The 22146-nt window shown below is 37.1% G+C and carries 22 protein-coding genes; 17 read left to right on the top strand and 5 right to left on the bottom strand.

The features are described 5' to 3' along the window. Positions 1-7: 7 nt before the first annotated feature. A complete protein-coding gene (locus JL102_RS04290; protein WP_202242977.1) occupies positions 8-748 on the top strand; it encodes an SDR family oxidoreductase in 741 nt (246 codons plus the stop codon). A gap of 203 nt (positions 749-951) precedes the next feature. Then, the gene (locus JL102_RS04285; protein ID WP_202242975.1) at positions 952-1590 is read left to right on the top strand and encodes a hypothetical protein; all 639 of its coding nucleotides are present in this window, start codon (positions 952-954) and stop codon (positions 1588-1590) included. Positions 1591-1658: 68 nt separating this feature from the next. On the opposite strand, the gene JL102_RS04280 is transcribed toward JL102_RS04285, so the two are convergent. Beyond that, entirely contained in the window at positions 1659-2030 is a 372-nt protein-coding gene (locus tag JL102_RS04280) for a DMT family protein (RefSeq protein ID WP_202242973.1), read from the bottom strand. A gap of 364 nt (positions 2031-2394) precedes the next feature. Between JL102_RS04280 and JL102_RS04275 the strand changes: the two genes are divergently transcribed. From JL102_RS04275 to JL102_RS04205, 15 genes are all read left to right on the top strand, one after another. Beyond that, positions 2395-3516 carry an ABC-three component system protein gene (locus tag JL102_RS04275; RefSeq protein ID WP_202242972.1) on the top strand — a complete coding sequence of 374 codons (1122 nt, stop codon included), beginning with the start codon at positions 2395-2397 and terminating at the stop codon, positions 3514-3516. After that, positions 3506-4012, top strand: a complete 507-nt coding sequence (locus JL102_RS04270; RefSeq protein ID WP_202242970.1) for an ABC-three component system middle component 2 — start codon at positions 3506-3508, stop codon at positions 4010-4012. Before JL102_RS04275 ends, JL102_RS04270 begins: the two co-directional genes overlap by 11 nt. Continuing rightward, positions 4005-5855, top strand: a complete 1851-nt coding sequence (locus JL102_RS04265) for an SMC family protein (RefSeq protein ID WP_202242968.1) — start codon at positions 4005-4007, stop codon at positions 5853-5855. Before JL102_RS04270 ends, JL102_RS04265 begins: the two co-directional genes overlap by 8 nt. A 106-nt stretch (positions 5856-5961) precedes the next feature. After that, positions 5962-6495: a hypothetical protein gene (locus JL102_RS04260; RefSeq protein WP_202242966.1), complete on the top strand. Its 534-nt coding sequence runs from the start codon at positions 5962-5964 to the stop codon at positions 6493-6495. A gap of 482 nt (positions 6496-6977) precedes the next feature. Then, the gene (locus tag JL102_RS04255; RefSeq protein ID WP_202242964.1) at positions 6978-7619 is read left to right on the top strand and encodes a DUF6843 domain-containing protein; all 642 of its coding nucleotides are present in this window, start codon (positions 6978-6980) and stop codon (positions 7617-7619) included. Between the two features lie 218 nt (positions 7620-7837). After that, positions 7838-8458 carry a cytochrome P450 family protein gene (locus JL102_RS04250; RefSeq protein ID WP_202242962.1) on the top strand — a complete coding sequence of 207 codons (621 nt, stop codon included), beginning with the start codon at positions 7838-7840 and terminating at the stop codon, positions 8456-8458. 476 nt (positions 8459-8934) lie between these two features. Next, positions 8935-9834, top strand: a complete 900-nt coding sequence (locus JL102_RS04245) for a hypothetical protein (protein WP_202242960.1) — start codon at positions 8935-8937, stop codon at positions 9832-9834. 54 nt (positions 9835-9888) lie between these two features. After that, the gene (locus JL102_RS04240) at positions 9889-10686 is read left to right on the top strand and encodes a hypothetical protein (RefSeq protein WP_202242958.1); all 798 of its coding nucleotides are present in this window, start codon (positions 9889-9891) and stop codon (positions 10684-10686) included. A 626-nt stretch (positions 10687-11312) separates the two neighbouring features. Beyond that, positions 11313-11906: a Crp/Fnr family transcriptional regulator gene (locus tag JL102_RS04235; protein WP_202242956.1), complete on the top strand. Its 594-nt coding sequence runs from the start codon at positions 11313-11315 to the stop codon at positions 11904-11906. 31 nt (positions 11907-11937) lie between these two features. After that, positions 11938-12342: a cupin domain-containing protein gene (locus tag JL102_RS04230; protein WP_237390385.1), complete on the top strand. Its 405-nt coding sequence runs from the start codon at positions 11938-11940 to the stop codon at positions 12340-12342. A 194-nt stretch (positions 12343-12536) separates the two neighbouring features. Further along, positions 12537-13217: a VOC family protein gene (locus tag JL102_RS23950; protein ID WP_202242954.1), complete on the top strand. Its 681-nt coding sequence runs from the start codon at positions 12537-12539 to the stop codon at positions 13215-13217. A 388-nt stretch (positions 13218-13605) separates the two neighbouring features. After that, positions 13606-14073, top strand: coding sequence for a hypothetical protein (locus JL102_RS04220; protein ID WP_202242952.1), 468 nt, complete (start codon positions 13606-13608; stop codon positions 14071-14073). Between the two features lie 463 nt (positions 14074-14536). Further along, positions 14537-15238 carry a nitroreductase family protein gene (locus JL102_RS04215; RefSeq protein WP_202242950.1) on the top strand — a complete coding sequence of 234 codons (702 nt, stop codon included), beginning with the start codon at positions 14537-14539 and terminating at the stop codon, positions 15236-15238. Positions 15239-15641: 403 nt separating this feature from the next. After that, positions 15642-15992, top strand: a complete 351-nt coding sequence (locus JL102_RS04210) for a hypothetical protein (protein ID WP_202242948.1) — start codon at positions 15642-15644, stop codon at positions 15990-15992. Between the two features lie 393 nt (positions 15993-16385). Beyond that, on the top strand, positions 16386-16571 hold the full coding sequence (locus JL102_RS04205) for a cold-shock protein (RefSeq protein WP_202242947.1): 186 nt from the start codon (positions 16386-16388) through the stop codon (positions 16569-16571). Positions 16572-16651: 80 nt separating this feature from the next. On the opposite strand, the gene JL102_RS04200 is transcribed toward JL102_RS04205, so the two are convergent. The 4 genes from JL102_RS04200 to JL102_RS04185 all read right to left on the bottom strand — a co-directional run bounded on the left by JL102_RS04200 (position 16652) and on the right by JL102_RS04185 (position 21580). Then, entirely contained in the window at positions 16652-17731 is a 1080-nt protein-coding gene (locus JL102_RS04200; RefSeq protein ID WP_202242945.1) for an AMP-binding protein, read from the bottom strand. Beyond that, positions 17728-18090 (bottom strand): hypothetical protein, encoded by a 363-nt coding sequence (locus tag JL102_RS04195; RefSeq protein WP_202242943.1) that lies wholly within the window; start codon positions 18088-18090, stop codon positions 17728-17730. The genes JL102_RS04200 and JL102_RS04195 overlap by 4 nt, the downstream gene beginning before the upstream one ends. A 3-nt stretch (positions 18091-18093) precedes the next feature. Further along, positions 18094-20541 carry a zinc-dependent metalloprotease gene (locus tag JL102_RS04190; RefSeq protein ID WP_202242942.1) on the bottom strand — a complete coding sequence of 816 codons (2448 nt, stop codon included), beginning with the start codon at positions 20539-20541 and terminating at the stop codon, positions 18094-18096. Positions 20542-20695: 154 nt separating this feature from the next. After that, positions 20696-21580: a putative metal-binding motif-containing protein gene (locus JL102_RS04185; RefSeq protein ID WP_202242940.1), complete on the bottom strand. Its 885-nt coding sequence runs from the start codon at positions 21578-21580 to the stop codon at positions 20696-20698. Positions 21581-22146 lie beyond the last annotated feature (566 nt).

Genomic DNA, 22146 nt, shown 5'->3' with positions numbered 1-22146 from the left:
AGCAATTATGAAAAAAGTATTTGTAACAGGAGCTAACAAAGGAATAGGTTTTGGCACAGCAAAACTCTTATTACAAAACGGGTTTTATGTTTATATAGGTAGCCGAAATCTAAAAAATGGTGAAGCAGCGGCAGATCAGTTAAAAGCGGAAGGATTAACCCATGTTGAAGCGGTGCAGATAGATGTAACTGATGACGCATCTGTAAAGGCAGCTTTTGAAGAAATCAAGAAAAAGACAGAGGTTTTAGATGTCCTAATTAATAATGCAGGTATAAACGGAGGTAAAGATCCTTACACTGCACGTGCTGCAGAGCCGGAAGAATTTAAAGCTGCATTTGATACTAATGTAGTCGGTACGGCCAGGGTAACTAACTTATTTATTGAATTACTGCGAAAGTCTAGTTCGCCAAGAATTGTAAATCTGAGCACGAGCGTAGGGTCGCTAACCTTGCAGAGTGATCCTGAGTGGCCCGCGTACAGCTATGCTAAATATGCAGTATATGCTTCGTCTAAAGCCGCATTAAATATGTACACAGTTCACTTAGCTTATGAACTTCGTGATACCAATTTTAAGGTGAATGCCGTCTGTCCTGGCCTAACAGCTACTGATTTTACCGGTGGTAATGGGGGTGATGTGGAAACAGCAGCGGGCAGAATTGTAAAATATGCCATGATTGGCGAAGATGGTCCTACAGGTAAGTTTTTTAGTGAAGAGACTAATCCGGAAACAGGTGAAGTGCCCTGGTAATATTATCCAACAAACTTGAATAAAGGCCATTCCAAATAAAAATTGGGATGGCCTTATTTTTTATGGCAATGTATGAAGGAAAACAAGTAATGCAAGTGCTTAATAATAAATATTAAAATAACTATATTTAAGTTCGTTTTATTGACCTTATGTCATGATACCAAATAGCTGGTTATTCACTAAATGAGAAGCATCAATTAACAATGGAAAATTGGGTTGTACTGGGCCAATATTTAGATAAGGACGTCTTAATGATGACGGAGGCGATCTTAAATGGTCATAAGATTTCATTTAGAGTGAAATCACCGGAAAGTCATTTGAATTCTGCCCTTGGACAGGCTACCTCGCAGGGCTTTGTGGTAGAGGTGGCGGCTGATCAGTATGACCTGGCTAAGCAACTAACAGAGTCAGAAGGTGATGTGGCGTCTGATGCTGAGGTGCCTATGGAAGAATACACTACTGAAGAGTTAAAAGAGATTATTCTTAACCCTGAAGACTGGCATGAACAATTGCTCTTTAATGCTAAAAATGAACTTAACCGCAGAGGAGCGGTGGTGCAGGAAGAAGAAATAGAAAGTTCGAGAGAAGAAAAAATCAGGCAGTTGGAAAAGGGGACAGAGCCATCAGGAATCATTTATTATTTTATGTGGGCCTTTGCGTTACTTGGCGGATACATTGGTATTATAGCGGGCTATTTTTATTGGAGAGTGAAAATCAAGGGGTTTGATGGTAAAAGATATTATATGTATTCGAGAAGATATCGTAATCAAGGTTATTATATGTTCATGCTAGGGGTGGTTTCCGCCATATTGCAGACTTACATTTATATAATCAATAGATGATGTTTTACCCATTTTGAAAAGCAAATATCGATCTAGCGCGCGTAGCGAAGCAAATTACTGCAGCAATTTTATTTTTTGAAAATGAAGTAAACCGCCAAAATGAGAAAAATGAAGCCTATTAAATGGTTGATTTTGAAGGTTTCATTTTTAAAGAAAACAATGGTAAACAAGGTGAATATAGTGAGCGTAATCACTTCCTGAATTACCTTTAGTTGCCATAAATTAAATGGACCGCCGTTTTCATTAAAGCCGATTTTGTTAGCGGGTACCTGAAAGATATATTCAAATAGCGCTATCCCCCAGCTGATAAGAATAACCGATTCCAACCCCAAATGGGCAAACCAGCTCATCTCTTTAAATTTCAAATGACCATACCAGGCGAAGGTCATAAAAGTGTTGGAAACCACCAACAGCACTATAGTAAGGAGTCCTTTGTTCATGAATGTATTAATTATGCAGTAAATGTAATACACTTAGCATTTTGAACAATTAGTTAGGAGAGAAGAAATTCAAAAGGGCCGATTTTACATAACCTTATTTCCATTATAACATCAGGTCTTTAGCTGAGAGAGGTAAAACTTCTGACAATAATTTAATTTTTAAGACTTAAATTTTTATTGGAATTGTTAAATTCAAGTATTGAAAGTTAACCGCTTATAAATGCTTATAAGCGTTTGTAAGTATTTGCAAATGGGTATACTTTTGATAATCAATTGTTTAATTAAATATTACGAAGTATTGTGTATTGCATATAGTCGGATGTTGTGGATAATGCAAAAACTGATTACTACAAAAAAAGATTAATTGAATACGAAAGAGGATCACATAGAGAAATTAGTTGAAATCCCTAAACCATCTGGAAAAGGACATATTGAGAGCAATGAAGAAATTCTAAGCCCAAAACTTGCTCCGGTAGAGAAACTACGCAATATGTCAGCTGATCAGTACGAAGACTTTGTTTTAGAATGGGTACATGGTTATGTCAGGAAACAAAGCAAATATGAAAGAGTAGTTCGATCAGGTGGAGCCGGTGATAAAGGGCGTGATGTCGTAGCCTACATGGACAAGACGTGTTGGGACTGCTACCAGTGTAAATACTACCAATCTGCATTGGCACCAACTGACATTTGGAAGGAGCTTGCGAAACTCTGCTATTACACACAGAAAGGTGATTATACAGTTCCAGAAAACTATTATTTCATGGCACCAAGTGGGATTGGTTCTAAATTGGAAGGTTATTTGGAAGACCCCGAAACTCTGAAAAATGGACTTGTCGAGAATTGGGAAAAATATTGTCAAAAACACATAACTTCCAAGGATGATGTAATTCTTGAGGGAGACCTTAAGTCATTTGTAGAATCTTTTGACTTTAGTATTGTTAAAAGCATTCCACCGCTTGAGCTAATTGAACAGCACCAGCAAACAATATGGCATAGCTATCGCTTTGGAGGCCTCATGCAGAAAAGACAGAGGATAGTAGCTAAACCTTCAGACCAGCTTGACCCGAAAGAAACCCGTTACATCGAGCAGCTCCTTCTAGCTTATGGGGACTTTTCAAAAGAAAAATTCGAATCCTTGGAATCCCTCGATAATAAGCCCGATTTGAGCAATCACTTAAAACGCCAGCGAGTATATTTCTTTTCTTCAGAAGCATTGGAACAATTTAGTCGTGACATATCGCAAAATGCAGAAATACATTTCCGTCAGTTCAAAGACGATATTTATGATTCAGTCATAGAAATATGCGAGGATATTCATGAGAACGGTTTTAACCGAGTCAAAGCCGTGTTAAATGCATCGGTTCAGTGCTCACTGGATGGAAATAATATTCTGAAATCAGAATGGAACCCTAACGACAAAAAGGGCATCATTCATCACTTGGCAAACGAAGACAAATTAATATGGGTTCGCATCAATGAAGAATGAAGTAAGAGATATAAGACTATTCAATACCCCTGTTGAATACGGACTCCGCTCGTTATTCATTTTATCCGGTATTGCGCCAAAAGCAGCGGATCTCCAACGGCTTATCTATTACGACTACCTCGTTCTGCATACAGCAGATATTGATCCTGAGCAAACTAGCCTGCACCCATCATATCCATTCAGATCCGCAGAAATATTAATCAAACGAGAAAGGCTCAGAAACGGCCTTCTTATTATGAAAAGCAGGCAGCTTATTAAAATCCAATTCGATGGCGGGGGAATAAACTATGCGGCCAGTCCGCTTACCCAAAAGTTTCTAGATTACTTGACTTCAGATTACGCAAATCAGCTTAAGAGTTGTGTAAGTTTCGTAATAGAAAAATTCAACAACTATTCCGACTTTGAGCTGGACCAATACATGAAGCAAAATCTGGAAACATGGGGTAGCGAATTTTCACGGGAGGCTTATTTAAGAGAAAGTATGAATTATGAATAACCGCATACACATAAAAGAACTTAGAGTTACAGGGCCAGGAGTGTCCGATGCCTCACTAGTATTCGAAAGAGGATTGAACGTAATAGACGGAGCTTCCAACACTGGAAAATCCTACGCTATCCAATGCCTTGATTACATGTTGGGGGCAGATAGATTACCCAAGCAAATTGACGAGGCAGTAGGATACACAGATATTTACTTAGAAATCAAACTCAATGAAAATCAACCCCTCACCTTTAAAAGGGATCTGCGGACATCCTCAGACTTCACGATGGCAAAAGTGTCAATCGATGAATTTCCTACTCGAAAAGACAAAATAACTTTGAAAAAGAAGCATGAAGCCAACAATACAGATACATTCTCTGGCCGACTGCTTCAAATCATTGATCTTACGGGAAAGAAGATCAAAACAAACCAACGCAATTCCACACGTAGCCTAAGCTTTAGAGATATCGCCCGACTGATATCAGTTGATGAAGTTGAAGTTATTGATGAAAAATCACCGATTTACACGGGGCAGGTAGTGAGTAAAACCGCAGAAGAGTCGGTTTTTTCACTGCTACTAACTGGCACAGATGCCAGTGATCTTGAAGAAATTGAAGATAAGAAAATAAGGCGAGGACGGTTAAATGGGCAAATTGCCCTAATTGAAAAGTTCGTAGCCGAATACAACGATAAACTTACCGCCCTCAACGTAACAGACACTAAAGAAGAAGCACTTCGAATCGAAGCCCGAATTGCTGAACTCTCAAGCATTTTGAGCGAAATCAGTAAAGAGCAGGAAGAACTCACCAAGAAGCGAAAAGAACTTTGGGAAAAGATCGAAAACTATAAGTCACGGATACTTATGAATAGCGAATTGCAAGACCGCTTCCACCTTCTTCAAACCCACTACCAAAGCGATCTCAAGCGACTTGAATTTGTAACGACTGGAGAAGAAATGCTAAACCAATTACACACCGTTGAATGCCCAGTCTGTGGCAATGCCCTTGATAAAGATCATTTCGATTGTAACATACAAAGTGAAGAAGGACAGGAAGTACGTGCAGCAATGGAAGCGGAAATAGAGAAAATTCAAATCAAAATGGCCGACCTCTTGGGAACGATCAAAAATCTGGATGCCGAAAAACAACAACTGCAGCAGGAACAGCGTGTTACAGAACTAGAGCTTAAAGAACTAAGTGAAATTATAGCCCGCGATCTTGAGCCCAGAAAAGCACGCACAAAACAAGAAGTAGAAAACCTCCTTCAGGAGCAGAAGAACATGGTCGAAGTTCAGAGTATCGAAAAAAGAATTTCAGATCTCGCGGTAGAAAAATCCAAGCTTTCAGAAGAACTACAAACGAAGCAAATAGCCGTAGACGATGTAACTGAGATCAACTACACTACGCATCAGGAGTTTAGTGATTATGTCGCCCAAAACCTTAAGGATTGGGACTTCAGTCCAAACCCTAGTGTTCAGTTTGACCCTACTACGATGGATTTGATTATCGATGGAAAAGCGAGGGTAAGTAACGGAAAAGGCTTTCGCGGAATAGCACATACCGCGTTCATAATTGGCTTAATGAACTATTGCTACGGAAAGTCCCTTCCCCATCCAGGTACAGTAATTATAGACTCCCCGTTAACTGCGTATCAAAAAGCCGATTATACGGAAGAAGATGAACTAAGCTCAGACATGGAATCAGCATTCTTTGAAGCACTGTCCAAAACCCCGCCAGACCGTCAAATTATTGTATTTGACAACAAGTCTCCTAGTGATATTGTAGTGCGCAAGATTAACTACATACACTTTACTAAGAATAGTAGCCAAGGAAGATATGGATTTATTCCAATCGATTAAATGAATCAAAAAGCACATATCCACAACAAAACCTAAACTGCATTAAAACGCAGTTTAGCCAAACCGTTGTGCGACAGCTAAAAAAATAGACACCTAAGAAAGAAAAATGGGATTCGGATTTAACTTATTTTTCATTTTCATTCTTGTTCCATTGACTGGAATTCTATTGATAGCTTGGCTTCTATCAAGAAAGCTATGGATTGGAAAAATACTTGGGATTATTTGGCTCGGAATTTTCGGACTCGCACTACTGTCGGGAGTTTTTCAGTGGTTGACTTCAAAGACAGAATTGGACAAGGAAGATTACTGTGGGGAATATGTTGTTAATCGAGACTATTTCGAAGGCGAACAGACTGATTGGCAATACAACCATTTTCGATTTGAAATAACTAACTACGACTCAATTTTCTTCTATGTGACTGAAAAAGAGAATATATTAAAAACGTTTCGGGGGACAATTAAAACAACGACACCATATAGTTCTGCTAGACTGATTATTGAAATGGAACAACCGACACACCACATTATGACAAGTAATCCGACAACTTACAGAAGTGCTTGGGATTTCTATTTAGTGTTTAAGTCGCCAAAATTTCACAATGTATTTTTCGAGAAAGGAAAATGGAAACCAATAGAATGAAAAAAAAATATAAGCCGACCGCACAATCGATTAGACGGCTCTGACTCAAATTGAGCCAGACTGCGCCTCTTAGACTGGTCGTAGCATCCGCTACGATCCATATATAGCTTGAGCGGACGCCCCTCGTTCCCGCCATGCTCAGCATGGTGGTTTGCTATCTGATCAGGTAAATGCTATTTTTATTCAATGAGCAACTATAAATTCTATAATCTTTAAGGATGGTATTTTTGATCTTTTCTACTGAGGCGCAACTCTATTGGAGGCATTTAATAGAACTGATGAACTGCAAGAAAGATACGCTAAGCGTTAGCACACATGATGATTCCAGAATTAATAACATATGTATGCTATTTTATTATATCTTGAAGATTATATTTCATGGGTATTCGTAATGCCATTATCATTAAACTTAATATATGCTTGGACATAGTAAAGTCTGCCACAAGTAATAATTATAAACTAATGCTTGCTCATACCTTTGAATGAAGAACTTAAAAACACCACTTGGAATAATCGGGATTCTTTACATTTTCTTTGGACTTGTAATGAATATTTGGATGTTCATTGATGCTGGATGGCCAACCTATTTGTATTTTCTTTCGATTGGATTAGGAATATTCTTTATACTGATTAATGGGCTGATCAAGAAATTCCGAAGATTCAAAATTTGGCAGGCTTTAATAGGAATTTCACCAGTACTTGTGTATTGCATATTCATTCAGGTTAATAAGCCCTCTGATGATGTCTTTATCATTCCAGCTAACTTTTCGGGCACTATAGTCTTGATTTATAGGCAAGAAGATGGTGCAAAAAAGGAATATGAAAACAGGAAGCGAATATATCGCATACCACAAAACGGAATTCTTAAGACGCAATTCGACCTCAAGGGAGAGAGTGCAAAATTCGGAGAGTACTACTTTTTAACCGATAATGGTGATATAGTTAAAATTGAGTTCTTTCCATATAATCAACCGTTTCCAGACAGCACAAAAATTTATGTTTACAATTGGGACCTAGGAAGTGCTTCTGGTAGTGATGGAAATAAATTCAGCTATCAACAAGTAACAATAGGGGCTAAAACTGACAGCTTCGAAACCGACTTATACAAACTAATCGAAAATTAAAAATAGGTGTAAATGTTTCCTCTTTTTCAGAGGAAGAGGTACTTTTTTCTTTAGCTTCTAAGAAGTGATTACAAGTAAATGGATTGAGGTTTTAAATACTCACTATAAGTCAGTATTAGTGTAAGTTAAGATATAATATATTTTTAAATATGTATAATTGAATTTTATATATTTAAATATTAAAACATTATATATTATTAAATAAGTTATATTTTATTATGATCAAGAGTAAATTATTGTTTCTCATATTACTTTTTGCAATATCTTGTGCTCAGAATGGCGAAATTAAAAAGGTAGCACCTCAAGAGGATCAAACGCCTGAAGTTATGAAAGATGATCAAAGTGTAGATTATATGCCATTTAGCAGAATGAAGCATAATGATATTGTTGAGAAGTTATTTAAAGAAGCATTGGAGCATGATCAGGAATTAAAATCTTTAATGTTAAGATTAGAGGAGGTGAGAGATTTGAAATTTGATAGCTTGAAGAATTATCGTACGTATAACAATAATAACCAAGATTATTGGAGATCTCTTACTCGGTACGCAGATGATATTAATGATTCCACTATGAAAAATGACCTGAAAAAATTTATTGATAGTTTAAAAAAGGATCAAGAACGTAAAGCCTCATTGCTGGACCGGACCGTGGCCCAATTAGATTCTGTGGAGAAGAAATTAAATGATTTGGAAGTTTTAACCAAGGTTATGGTTACAGCTCCCATGATGGAAAATTATCAGCGCAATGAACTACCGAATCATAAAAGCCTTCAAACAGTGAAATTGAGTTTAGATAGTTTAATCACTGTAATGCAACCCTATGGACAGATTAAAAAATAACAGGTTAATGAGAGCTATGCCAGATGGTCATAGTCTATTCCAAAGAATCACCTAATAATCACTGATGTCTCTGAGATCCCGGCTCTTCACTTCGTTTAGGCCGGGATGACGGTAATTATGATAGTATTTATAATTATACTGGTTATTGCGAACGTAACGAAGTGTAGCGAAGCTATCTCCAACTGGTAGTAGGTTAAGCGCAGCGGCCCTCTGACCGAAATAGCCAACAAGAAAGGAATTTGAAAGGAAGCTACGACCATCCTTCGAGCCTCTGGCCGCTTAGGTGAAGATTCTCTTGAGTAATTATGTCGGAGATAGAGGAATGTTGGCCGTAAGCCTAATAATATGAAGTAGTACCACCATGCAGAGCATGGCGGGAACGAGGCTATTGCCTCCCAAAAAAGGGGTAAGGTATTTTTTTTTTTTTTTAACTAAATAATAAGCCAAATTGAACGGTTTTATTATATACAATAATAATGAAGTATAATTATCTAGGTTTTATTAAGGATAAATTAATTAGTGTAGGGGGCGACAAGATAATTCGTGTTCATGATCTTGAAAATCATAGCCGCAGTGTGATACGAGAAGTAAATTTGGCTCTTGATGATGATGAAAGCCTTCCTACCTTAGTTTATTTAGAGCATTTAAATGTGGTCGCGATTGGAAGAAAAAACGGAATTGTTCAATTAATTGATTTTGATTCAATCAAAATACTGCGAGAGTTTCATCTGCCATTGTCAGATAATTACTATAAGGGCTGGGGTGTGATGGTAATGAACATGTCACCAGATCAAAGAATCTTAATAATTGGTCAAACTTGGTATACTGCTTATCCATTAAATATTGATAGCGGTTCCACAAAAGAAATATCAATTTCTGCTCAACCAATAGCAATTAAGTATTCAAATGATTTTAAGTTAGTTGGAGTATTTCATGCAGAACAAGGTGGTCAAGGTCTAGATATTTATAAATTAATTTCAGAAACTAATTGGGAAAAGCTTATTGACTTTTGGTCTATAAACGCTTTTAATTTTTCAAGTGATTCGAGGAAACTAATAATTTTCGGAAAAAATGAGAACTCACTTTTTCAACTAAAATGCTTAGACATTAATGATTTTAGCGTCGATTGGGAATTAGAATTTTCACTTGCTGACTTAGGAAATGACAATATCCATGACTATGGTTTCTTGATAGGATTTATAGAAGTGATTCAGTCAACCGTCTGTTTTGCTATCAATTCCAAAGTGTTCTTTATTAAAAACGGGATAATTGAAAAAGAAGAGTTTTGTGATTATCATATTGAGGCAATTACTAAAAGAAAAAACCAACTTTGGATAGCTACTGAAAACGAAATAAAAGTCTATAGCAATGTATAAGTGGCATTAAAACGACCGCTTATACTAACCGCTGTGTTTAATCCGGAGCAATAAATGAAATATTGGAGAATCAATAGCCTCTGTAAATTTGCATCTCACGAATGGATGAAATCTAAAGTGCTGGATGATATTCAAATGCATTTATGGAGACGAGAATATTTAAGTCCCGATTTTGAAAAAAATCAATCGATTAAATCACCAGACAACAAATCGTATAAACTTAGAAAAGTCTGGAATGCTAAAGGAAATTTATTTAGTGTGTTTATTCAAAATGAATCAAACTGGGAATCTTCACATGGACTTTCAGAACCACAGATTGTAACTCTCATTAGAGACTTTTTTAGTATTAATCGAAATATCTGGTACTATTTAGAAACATTAACTGATAAAGAAGATTTGAAAATAACTAAATCTCCTCGTCAAATTGAGCCGATGCATATTAAGGCTTTTCTTGATTCATTTAACGATGAAGTAATTCCTCCAAAACCTGAAGTACTTGAAATTGGGAAATATGAATATCAAGCAACTGATATGTACTATGGACTGAAAACACAATTTAAGACGATGCTTGATTTTTGGGTTTCATGTTTATTTTGGGTCAATTGTGGCGAATTGGAGGGGGAAGGTTTGTCATATTTAGACTATGTCAACTCATATGACTTAACTAGTGGTAGTTGCATACCAATGGACTTATGTGAAATAGAGGAAGTTACTAATGAGATTAAATCGAAAAATAATGACTTGAAAGTTCCTTTAAATGCATATTTGATGAGAAAAGATTGGAATGATAAAATGCATGTTATTGAATATGAAGATAGATATGTCATGCATAACTGGCATACAGCTGAATAAATAAACTAAGCACAACATGCTGTATATTTCATGGCTGGTTAGTGGTTTTAGAGGCTTTGGCCCTCGGACTGGTCGTAGCATCCGCTACGATCCATATATAGCTTGAGCGGACGCTCAAATTCTTTCCTTAAAGCAATCATTATCTTTCTTGAAATACTGATTGTACATTGTAGCTAAGCCATCCACTTATCTTATTTTGCATATGATAGGTCTTAGGGCCGCAGGCTTAACCTACGAAAAGCGGGGCATTTAAAGCCTCTTGAGAAGTACCGATGAGTTAATTCTTAGGCTCAAAAAAAGGCCAGAGTGATAACATAAGAATTTAGTTAATATAGTAAATTTATAAAGTCGGATCAAAGCTCGATTAATTAAATGGCGTTTAAGGTGTAAGTCATCAACCCCATCAGAATTCTGGAGATAGGCACATTGTGAAAGACCATTTGGCCGAGCTATAAGCTACCCCGTATACAATATTTTAATTATCCCAAAGACTGTACCCGCTACGACCTTTCAATTTAGCGGCTGTTGCCTCCCAAAATGGGTAAGGGAATTTTTTGATTTTAACTAAATAATAAATCAAATTGAACGGTTTTGTTATATACAATTTAATGCAGGAGTAAGACCCAATGGAAGCAATTAGAAATATATTGATTAATAAAATAGGACTTAAAGAGGAACATTATCCCGATTTAAAAAAGGTCCTTACGAAAGTGCATTTTAAGAAAAAAGAATTTCTGATTAAAGAAGGAAAAACTTGCTCATTTATTGGATTTTTAGAAATAGGAGCACTTCGCTCGTATATCTTAAAAGATGGTAATGAATTCAATATTGATTTTTATTTGCCAGGCTCCTTAGTTAGTTCATACACAAGTTTTTTGACACAAACTCCTTCAATTGGATATATTCAAACATTATCGGAATCGGAAGTTTATATTTTAAATCAATCAGATTATAATAAATTGATTAAATTGAATCCAGAATATAATAAGCTGGGAAAATTCATATCTGATTCCCTATTTTTAAAAAAGTGTAAAAGAGAAACATCTTTATTGATGGACTCAGCAAGCGATAGGTATAAATTTCTTTTAGGCTTATACCCGCATATAGAGCAGATTGTACCACAGTACCACATAGCTTCTTATTTGGGCATAAAACCAGAATCATTGAGTAGAATGAAATCCTTAACCTACATCAATGAAAAAAAGCATACAAGCAAATAGCTTTGTTTCCATAAACAAATAAAAGTTGAATATGAAAACAAAAATTGCATTAGTACTAATTTTAGTCGGTTCAATTATGGAAATAAATGCACAAAACAAGATTGTAAGAAATGAATTACAAAACATCAATGTTGAGAAACGAGAAGTTTCATTGATTAGGATTGTAGAAATTGAATTTCAGGCAGGACAAAACGCTCCCCTTCATAATCATCCATGTCCGATTGTTGGACAAATAGTTTCAGGAACGTGCTTAGTTCAAATTGATGGAGAGAATCCGCAATTTTTAAAATCAGGTGATACATTTTATGAACCTGCGAATACCCAAATTATTCATTTCGATAACTATTCACAAACAGAGCCAATGAAATTTATTGCCTACTACCTGACAAATGGAGAAAAGGATTTGACTGAAATATTAGAAACAAAGGAAAAATAAAAACGACCTCCAACAGTCGCTCATAAGTAATTTGGCGCGCTGTGGTTTGCCAACAATGGAGCAATTAATTAAGTTATTTGTATATTGATAACAAAGAGTTTTGGGTTGCCAAACTACTCATAGAGGCGAAGCGTTGGCGGTCATTGTAAAAAAAAATCGAACCAGCAAAAATACAAGCTTTTCTGACAGAAAGAATGAAACAGAATTTAACTCATATCGCATTAGTGGTAGATGATTACGACAAAGCAATTGAATTCTATACTCAAAAATTGCATTTTACCTTAATTGAGGACACTATTTTATCTGACACAAAACGTTGGGTTTTGGTTAGACCGAAAGGTGCAAACGAATGTTCTTTAGTATTAGCCAAAGGAGTAAATGAAGAACAAAAAAGCAGAATTGGAAATCAAACAGGTGGGCGAGTTTTTCTTTTCTTAAACACTGACAATTTCAAAAGAGACTATCAAAACCTTATAGACAACAAAATAAAGATTGTTAGAGGACCAAGTTATGAAGACTATGGTACAGTGGCCGTTTTTGAAGATTTGTACGGTAATTTATGGGATTTAATAGAACCCAAAAAAGAGGAGGAAAAATTTCATTCAACAGGGATTTTAAAAATAAAAGACTCAAAGAATATTGACTTTGCTATTACTCAACTCAAAAATTTGAGAAGCAAGACACTTTTGGAAAGTGGTAATATTTCGTTTGACATTAAACAAGTGAGGGACGACCCAAGCAAAATAATTCTTTGGGAATGCTTTAAAAATGAAAAGTCGTTTAATGACCATTTAAACTCAAAACATCTACAAGATTTTGTAAAACTTGACTTAGTAGAACTTGAGAATGGTTACATAACAAACAATATTGAATAAATAACGAACCGCCAATCGATAAGACGGATCTGACTCAAATTGAGGCAGAGTACGCCTCACACACCACCCGACGTAGTGTGCCGAGAAGCAGGGCATCGGTATTAATAGTTCTGTATGCTCCCAACTGGTAGTAGGTTAAGCGCAGCGGCCCTCTGACCGAAATAGCCAACAAGAAAGGAATTTGAGCGGATGCTACGACCAGCCTTCGGGCTTCGGGCTTCGGGCCTCTGGCCGGTTAGGTGAAGATTCGCTTCAGTAACTATACCGGAGATAGAGGAATGTTGGCCGTAAGCCTAATCATATGAAGTAATACCACCATGCGGAGCATGACGGGAACAGAGGAATTAATCATTTATAAAATTTCAGTTAGAATCTACTAAAGACTCAAATGAAGCATATAAATAGCTGCCTAATCTTACTATCTTCAATTTTTATTGCTTGTTCTTCTAATAGTAAAGAAAATGAGAGTGGCGAGAAATATTCAATTTTAGTTGAATTTAATGATGATAGACATTATCACAACCCTGAAAGAGAAAAGAAACGAACTGAAAGATATCTAAGTAAAGACTCTCTTTACATTTTTTTCGAGACAGACTATTCATATGATACGATTGATATCAAAATTAATAGCATCCAAAACAAAACTGTTTACTTAACAACTGATGGAGCTGTTGGGGTTGCAGATGTGGCGATCTTAGGAAAGATTGAAACTATTGACAAAATAGAGATACGAAAGAATTATGGAAAGCCATTGATCATAGATTTAAAAGACAAGTCTATGAATCTTTGGACGGTTAACTTCTACCTTGATACATTAAGAGCTAACAGAAGAAAATATTTGTCATGGTATGAGTGAAAAAGTCGCTAACTAGGAGGGAAGAGTGTATTTCAACTGCTATATCAAATCCTAAATGCTTAGATTCGGGTGGTTTGCAGGTTTTGGGATGCAATTTGAGCTCGATCCCAATTATATTGCGATTGCTATCTTCGCCGGCATTTGTAATATCCTTATCATCAAACTTAATAACCAGAGGGATTACAAATGTCCAAAACAGGAGACGTTGAATCACCTCATCACTTTTAACTATGCCGGAGATAGAGGAATGATGGCCGTAAGCCTAATCATATGAAGTAGTACCACCTTGTAGAGCATGGCTGGCGGGAACGGGCGATAATGAACCATATAGCCAATCTTGAAACTTTAATTCAGATAACCTTATTGTTTTTTAGTGTGTTCTCACAACTCATTTGTTAATAGAACAATATTTAAATCCTACTGCTTTAACTTTGTCATCGGAAATGATAAAAGTTTTATAACAATGACATTAGTAGAGAATTTGAATTGGCGCTATGCGGCCAAGAAGATGAACGGGAAAAGCATTCCGAAGGAAAAATTAGACTATATACTTGAAGCTTCTAGGTTGGCCCCATCTTCTTCGGGCTTACAGCAGTATAAGATAATTGTAGTATCAGATAAAGCTTTGTTGGAAAAGATACAAATGGTGGCTTATAATCAAAGTCAGGTGGGAGATTGTTCGCATGTGTTAATTTGGGCTGCTTGGGACGGATACACTGATGAAAGGGTTACAGAAGTGTTTAATGAAATGATGGATGAAAGAGACCTTCCTCATAGCACTATGGACCGTTATAAGCAAACTATTATGGCAAGGTTTAATGCTTTGGGGCAAGAGTATCAAGCTCATCATGCTGCAAAGCAGGCCTATATATCTTTAGGCTTGGCTGTGGCTGCTGCTGCAGAACAGAAAGTGGATGCTACGCCAATGGAAGGTTTTTCGGAAGAGACGCTTGACAAACTTTTAAAGCTGGAAGGAACAGGCTTCAAAAGTGTGGTAATGTTACCTTTAGGATATAGAGATGCTGAGAATGACTGGGCGGTGAATATGAAAAAATTCCGTATTCCTCAAGAAAGATTCATCACTGTGATGACCAACGAGGATACTGATTTTGACGTTGAACCCATAGGTGATCTGGATGGTATTCTGGATCCTGAAAAGCAATAGCAATATTTGAAGAAAGCCATTTAATAGTTTAAGAGTTCGTAGTTTTCTTAGAGTGCGAACTCTTAAATAATCCGCAATTCATCTGGAATCATCTCAGATACACTCCTTCCTTAAAGAAAATTGTTTATTGGCACATGGGTTAAACACCTCGAAAGTCGTTGACAGCTTTCAATGATGATTAAGATCACTGCTTTTAGCTCTATAATTAATTCCACGTTGTAAATCATTTGTAATGCCATAATGAAGCTCTTCTGCCAAATTATAGGCTTAATATGTATTATCCATCTGCTTAAATTTATAGGGTAGTTGGCTAAAGCAGTATGCTTTCATATGTCCCAGCTGGGTTACTAGCTAATTTGGAATAGTATTTAGTGTATAAGAAATTAAATTTTAAATAAAAAAAATGAAAAAGTTACTTTGTGTTGTAATGATAGCGGGGGCAGCTGCTTTTATTAGTTCTTGTGGTAAGATGTCTTTTGAGGAGCGTATAGAGCAGGATGTATACGAAAAAATAGCAGCGGGCTACTGTGAGAATGATTCCATCCCTAAGAACTCTGAAATTAAAAACTTTCAATTAGGAGAAATAACGCCAATCGGAGAAACAGGTATGATTGATGTTTCAATAGAGTTTGATGTGGCTAATGCTGATGGCACTGAGAAGCACATGAAAAAAGCTATGCTATATTTAGAAAATGGTAGAGGTGATAAAATGTTAGCGATTTATTGCGATTATGATTACAGAGATAAAAAGTAATTTTTATCAAAATTGAACTCCAAAGGTACCAGCATCAGAAATGTCTATAGCTGGTACCCAGTGGCAGGCATATCAGTATATTGCATTCACATAATGACTAAGCATACCTTTCCTTTCTTTAATTTTTTTGCTTTTATATAAAACTGCACCTAATCCGTATAAACACATATTACGGCTATGTTAAGTAAGTTATTTTTATTTTATCTGGTAATAAAGTGATTTATAATTGTTCTTCCATAATTAAAGCGGTACTTTTGCATCTGGAACGTAATTAACGGTCATTCTACATACTTAGCCTTTTCATTCATATCCAGGGCATTTCAAGTATTTGATTTTATTCTTTCCAGGTTGTCGGAGACTCCGATAATCAATTTTTCAATTAAAATCATACCTATGGGCAGATCGCAAAATAGTTTTATCAAGAAGCAAAAAGAGAAGAAAAAAGAGATGAAGAAAAAGGCAAAAATGGAAAAGAAGAAAGAACGTCAGGAAAATAACCTGAAAGGAGCGGAGCTTTCTGAAATGATTGCCTATGTAGACGATGAAGGAAACATCGTAGACACACCACCTGAAGATTAATGAACCATCATTGTAGGAAGATCTGTTGTAACGTGTTCACCTTGGCGGACTGCAGAAGTGCCAAGGTGTGCGGATCTTTCCTAAAAGTTTATCTCTTTTAAAATTACCCCTCTATTTACCTTTCCGGTTTTTGTTTCTGCGAAGGAGGCTATATAAAAGATCTGTTTAGGAATTTCGTATTTACTCACCATTTTCTTTAGCTGTTCATTGATCTCTGTTTCTGGCAGAGGGTGTTCAGATTCCACCACCATTACTACTTTTTTACCTAGCTTACTATCATCTATTCCCGCAATAAAAAAGCGCTTGGATATATCTAATTCACTGAATATTTTTTCAATAACTCTTTCTACTTTTTCGCTTTGAATTTTTACACCTCCACTATTTATAACATTATCTATTCTTCCCAGCCATTCAAAAGTATGCTCGGTCTTCAAATCTACTATGTCATTGGTAATAATCTTCTCACCATCTGTTACTGCTGATTGTATGGTAAGGCAGCCTCTGTCGTCTAGAGAGAGCTTTACCTCATCAAAAGCAACGTAGGTGTCATTTTTTTCAAACCCATTAAGGCGTTTTAGTGCAATATGAGAAACCGTCTCAGTCATGCCATAAGTAGCATAAGCAGCCACTTGCAAGCTTTCTATTTGCTTTGCTAAGTGATTACTCACAGGTGCACCTCCAATAATTATAGCTTTCATGCTGTTAAGCATTTTTTTGCTGTGTTCATCCGTAAGTATGGCTTCTACCTGTAATGGAACCAGGGCTGCAAAATCAGGCGGTGTAGTTAAGCCTTGTAGGGGGTTAGCCCCTGGGGTTACGGCAATGATGTCCATTTGATGAATAAGTGCACGTACCAGCATCATTTTGCCTGCTATATACGTCGTATCCAGGCAAACGAGAGCATTCCCCTTGCTTATGTCTAACGCTTTCATGGTTTGCCGGGCACTGGCTTCCATTTGGCTCCTTTTGATTTTGATTTTCTTGGGAGTACCGGTAGAGCCTGAAGTTTGCAGTTCAAAAATAGGCTGACCACTGAGCCATTCTTCTATAAATGATACCGTGGAGGCTTCAAAAGGGTTAGAAATAGCAAAGGACCCAATGTTACTCAGGTCCAGGCTTTTATTATTTATGATGATGTGGGGAGTATTATTATCTTTCAAAACTTCTTTAAATCGCTTTCGAGCCGGTCTAGTATAAATTCATCTATCTCTGTGTTACCACAGGCTTGGGCTACTTTTCTGAGTACTGCCAGCGTTTTAGCTTTTAGCTCCGGGGTAAGGTGCTCTTGGTGTAGCTTCAGTTCATGAATTGCTTCATTGTAAGCATGGTCTATTGTCGGGTGAATTTTTTCATCCAAAATTTCAAACCTACTTTCCGCAGCCCATGCCTCAAATTTAAGCTCTTCTTTTATAATTTGCATAAAAGCGGCCTTTTCTTCTGGCTGTAAGCCGTTAGTAGCTTTGGCTATTACATAGGCTAATTCGCCAATGGCCCGATAAATGTCTCTATTTTCGAACATATATTATCCTTTAGGGTTGAGGATTAAGTCTATTCTGGCTAACAGATCCTGCACATGATATGAGGACATTCGATCACTTATATTACTTTTATTAAGCTTTCTCTTTAAATCTACTAATTTTCCTCTAGCTAATGAACGAATATCTGATTGATCTGCATCTACCTCAGTGGCAGATGAGTAGTGTCTGTTTCCTGATGACTGTTCTTTGGTCAATAAATACCCCAATCTCTCTACATAGGCTTTTTGGAAATCTCTACGGTAAGGGTCTATTTTTTGATTTCGTATTATTTCTAAAAAAACTCCATTTTGAAGGTCATCCATCATGTTAAGTGAAGTGTAGGTTTTTGATCCCATAAAGGCCTCTGCCTCGCTGAGCCTTTGTAGCACTTCAAAACTAAGTATAGTGTTGAGGTGTCTGGCTTGTAAGGACCTTACTCTTTCCAGAGCACCCACGGGTTCTATTCGCCTCAGGATGTCTTCATTAATGAGCCATTCTGGCGTGCTAAAGGCTTCGTTGAGCATAAAGGTCATAGCGCTTTTTTGCTGTTCTTTGTTCACCGGCTTATATACCACACCAGCTTGATCTGCTGTTTTGAGGGTTTCTGTAACTCCTCCAATCTGTCTGGCTACATGGCCTATGTATCGGCTCCATACACTGGTTAGTTCGCCATATAATTCTTGTAGGTCTTCATAATCTTCACCTTCTCGTGTGGTCCAGTTAATGAGGTTTTTACTCACAATTTTCAGGTTGCTCAATCCGTAGCTGCTGGCTTTAACGGCATCGTCTCCAATATTTTCTGTCTGAGATGTAGGATCAAAACCACCGTAACCATTTCCGAAAAGGTATTTAGGATCGCCTTCTTTTTCTTTTATCCAGCTGTTTAGGGTGGCTTTTTCTTCTGTAGGGCTATCCGCATTCGGTATTACCCTGTAACCCCAGTTAATGGCGTAGTGATCATAAGGTCCTATTTGTCTTATAAACCTTATGTTTTCATCTCCGGGTTGTGCCACGTAGTTATAGCGGGCATAATCCATGATGGTAGTAGCTATGCCGTACTTTTGTGTGAAAGAACCAGACCTAAGCGAATCAGTAGGGTAGGCGCTACTGGCTTTCATGTTATGAGGTAAGCCCAGTGCATGACCTACTTCATGGGCTATTACCATGCGCATCATTTCACCGATTTGTTCTTCTGGGGTGTTAAGTGAACGTGCTTCTGGGTTGGCGGCACCAGTTTCCAGCATGAATCTGTTCCTATAAGATCTTAAATGGTTATGATACCAGATGATATCGCTCTCTATAATCTCCCCTGAGCGCGGGTCAGAGGTGCTTGGCCCAATGGCGTTACGAGTGGTGCTCGCCACGTAACGAACAATAGAATAACGAACATCTTCAGGACTAAAGTCAGGATCTTCTTCTGCAGTAGGTGGATCTTTGGCTATAATGGCATTTTTAAAACCCGCTGTCTCAAAACATTCTTGCCAGCTCTCAATGCCCTGTTTGAAGTATTTTCTCCATTTTATAGGTGTGGCAGGATCAAGGTAATAAACTATAGGTTGAATGGGTTCTACTAATTCTCCTCTGGCATAGGCTTCCGGATCTTTAGGCTCCAGCCTCCATCTTCTTATATAAGTCTTGCGGTCTGCCTTTAAGGCTTCTGAGCTATAGTCTACCTGGCTTACGGTAAACCAGCCTACTCTCTCGTCATGGAGTCTGGGCTGCATCGGTTCTTTTGGTAATAAAACCATAGATTGACTCATAACCATACTAATAGTCTCTGAACTCTGGTTTACTGGTGGCTCGTCGGCTACATATGTCATTTCATGCTTTACTTCTATATTTTCAGGATAGCTCTTGGCCGATTGGATAAAACTACGATCAGAATCCAGTCTGTTCACTTTATATTCTTTCCTCATTTCATTAGAAAGCCCACTAATAGCAGGAATATCTTTGGTGAAGAAATCTGTTACTTCTATTACTAATGCGGAAGAATCAGGTGAATAAGCAGCTATTTTAAAGCTGTAGAGAGATGGAGCATAATTATTAGACTCTACTGATTTATAAATCGGAAGTGAGTCGCTGGCAATAGCATTATAAGAAATAGACCTAAGTAATATATTGTTTTGATGTTTTTGCCATTGTATCAGCTGCTCTTGTGTTTTTGAGCCGGCATTAATATATCCGCCACCAAATTGAGGGGCAATTTTTGATATGCGGCTGATGAGCAGCATGTCAGTGTAGAGAAGGCTATCAGGAATTTCGTAATAAATTTTTTCTCCATTGGTATGGATTTTAAAGAGGCCCTCGTCTGTTTGAGTGCTTTCTGACACTATTTTTTCATAAGGCTTTTTCTCTTTTTTTTCAGTTTCAGATGAATTGCTGGTTGCTTTTTTAGAGGTTTGGCAACCTAATAATGTAATCAGTATTAGAAATATTGAAGCGGCTTTTTTCATATTTTGAATATATGAAATCAGGCGGCACCATAATAATCAATTTAATTTGAAAGGTTGAATAGTCTTTTTAGGGGTGATGTAAGAAGTAAGCTTCCTCTGCCTTGGCATCTGCTTAATTATTGTTGAGAGAAGGCGGAGGAAGCTGCTAATAGTGCTAATACTGCTTTGTTGACCGTATATAGGTGATGCCACCACCTGGGTTCTGCCTTCCGCTGCCCCATTTGGTGAAGGTAAGTGTGAAGAAAATATTTTCTTCAACTAGCCAAACTCCTAATTTTTTTCCTACCAGATCAGGGAGACTGGTCCCTGTCTGACTTAGATCTGTGTTAATCTTGATGGTGAAATTATCTACCACTTCAGTGATTTTAGAACCTTCTTCCAGGTATCTTACAAACGAACCTATGTTATGGAAGCTATAGAAATGAGTGGAGTCTCCAAGTGTACCGTAAAAAGGAAAGTCTGGGTCCCAGTTTGGCCCCGCGCCTGTATCATCAAGCAAAGCCCATTTAACCCCTTTAGTACCTCCAGTAGGAGTAAATTCAAAATTTTGAGGCGTATAGTCCCAAAATTCTGCTTCCAAAGCTTGCTCATCAACGTCTTTTGAGAAATTATCTTGCCACCATTGATAGTTGTATATCTGTTTGTTATGCTGACGGGTAAAAGTGACCTTGTCTGTTATTTTATCCTGATACTGAGGGTCAGTCCAGTCAGCGCTGTCAGGCTTGTTAAAAGTGAAGTCTGAGCCGGTCCATATAATGATCGCTTCTGCTTTACCATCACAGTTGCTGTCTATTCCATCAAAGTCATCTTCTTCTGCAGCGGGATTAATGGCAAGATTAGAGTCATCACAATCGGTATTGTCCATCACATACCCTTCAGGTTGGTTGCAGTCACTTAAAATATCTGATGCATCTCCAAAGCCGTCGCCATCTGCATCTCTGTACCATGTTAAAGGGGTACAGGCATCGTCATCATCTCCACAGGAAATCAAAAATGAACCAGCTAATAGTACTGGTAAAAAAAATAATATTCGCTTCATAATCTTCATAAGTTTAAAAATTAACACAATCAAATTATTTAATTTGATATAAAAAAGGTACATCATTATTTTTTATTGAAATTTCCTTTAGTTCTATATGAGGTATTTAAATAGTTATATAGTTATGTGTTGGATTTAAAAAATTATATTAAATGTTGTAAATACGTTTAATGTTTGTGGTTTATATTACTTCTTTTTTTAGGTGGCAGAGGGACTAAATGAGGCTGAAAGTTGTCAAAGGTTCATTGTTCTAAAACCTTGACATTGCTGAGGTAAATAGCTTAAGCTAAAATGTGTATATCAGTAGTTGTCTGTATCAAGTAATGGGACGGCTCGCCATCATAACCTTTCTTCTAATGTGAGTGTATCCAGTAGATATCTAATCTTTTGGGTGTTCTCAAAAGGATTCATTCTGAAGATTTTTTAACGTAAACTTATGCTCAGGCAAAAAAGTTTAAGCCCTCTTAGGGGTATAATACTGAGCTTTTAACAGTGCAGTGAGAGGTATATTTGACAAGTATAAGGAGTACGGGATTTTAAGTGGGGAGAGTAGGGTAGAAGGTAGG

The sequence above is a fragment of the Fulvivirga sediminis genome (assembly GCF_016757215.1).
GTDB classification, from domain to species: domain Bacteria; phylum Bacteroidota; class Bacteroidia; order Cytophagales; family Cyclobacteriaceae; genus Fulvivirga; species Fulvivirga sediminis.
This window is presented reverse-complemented; position numbering and strand designations above follow the sequence as displayed.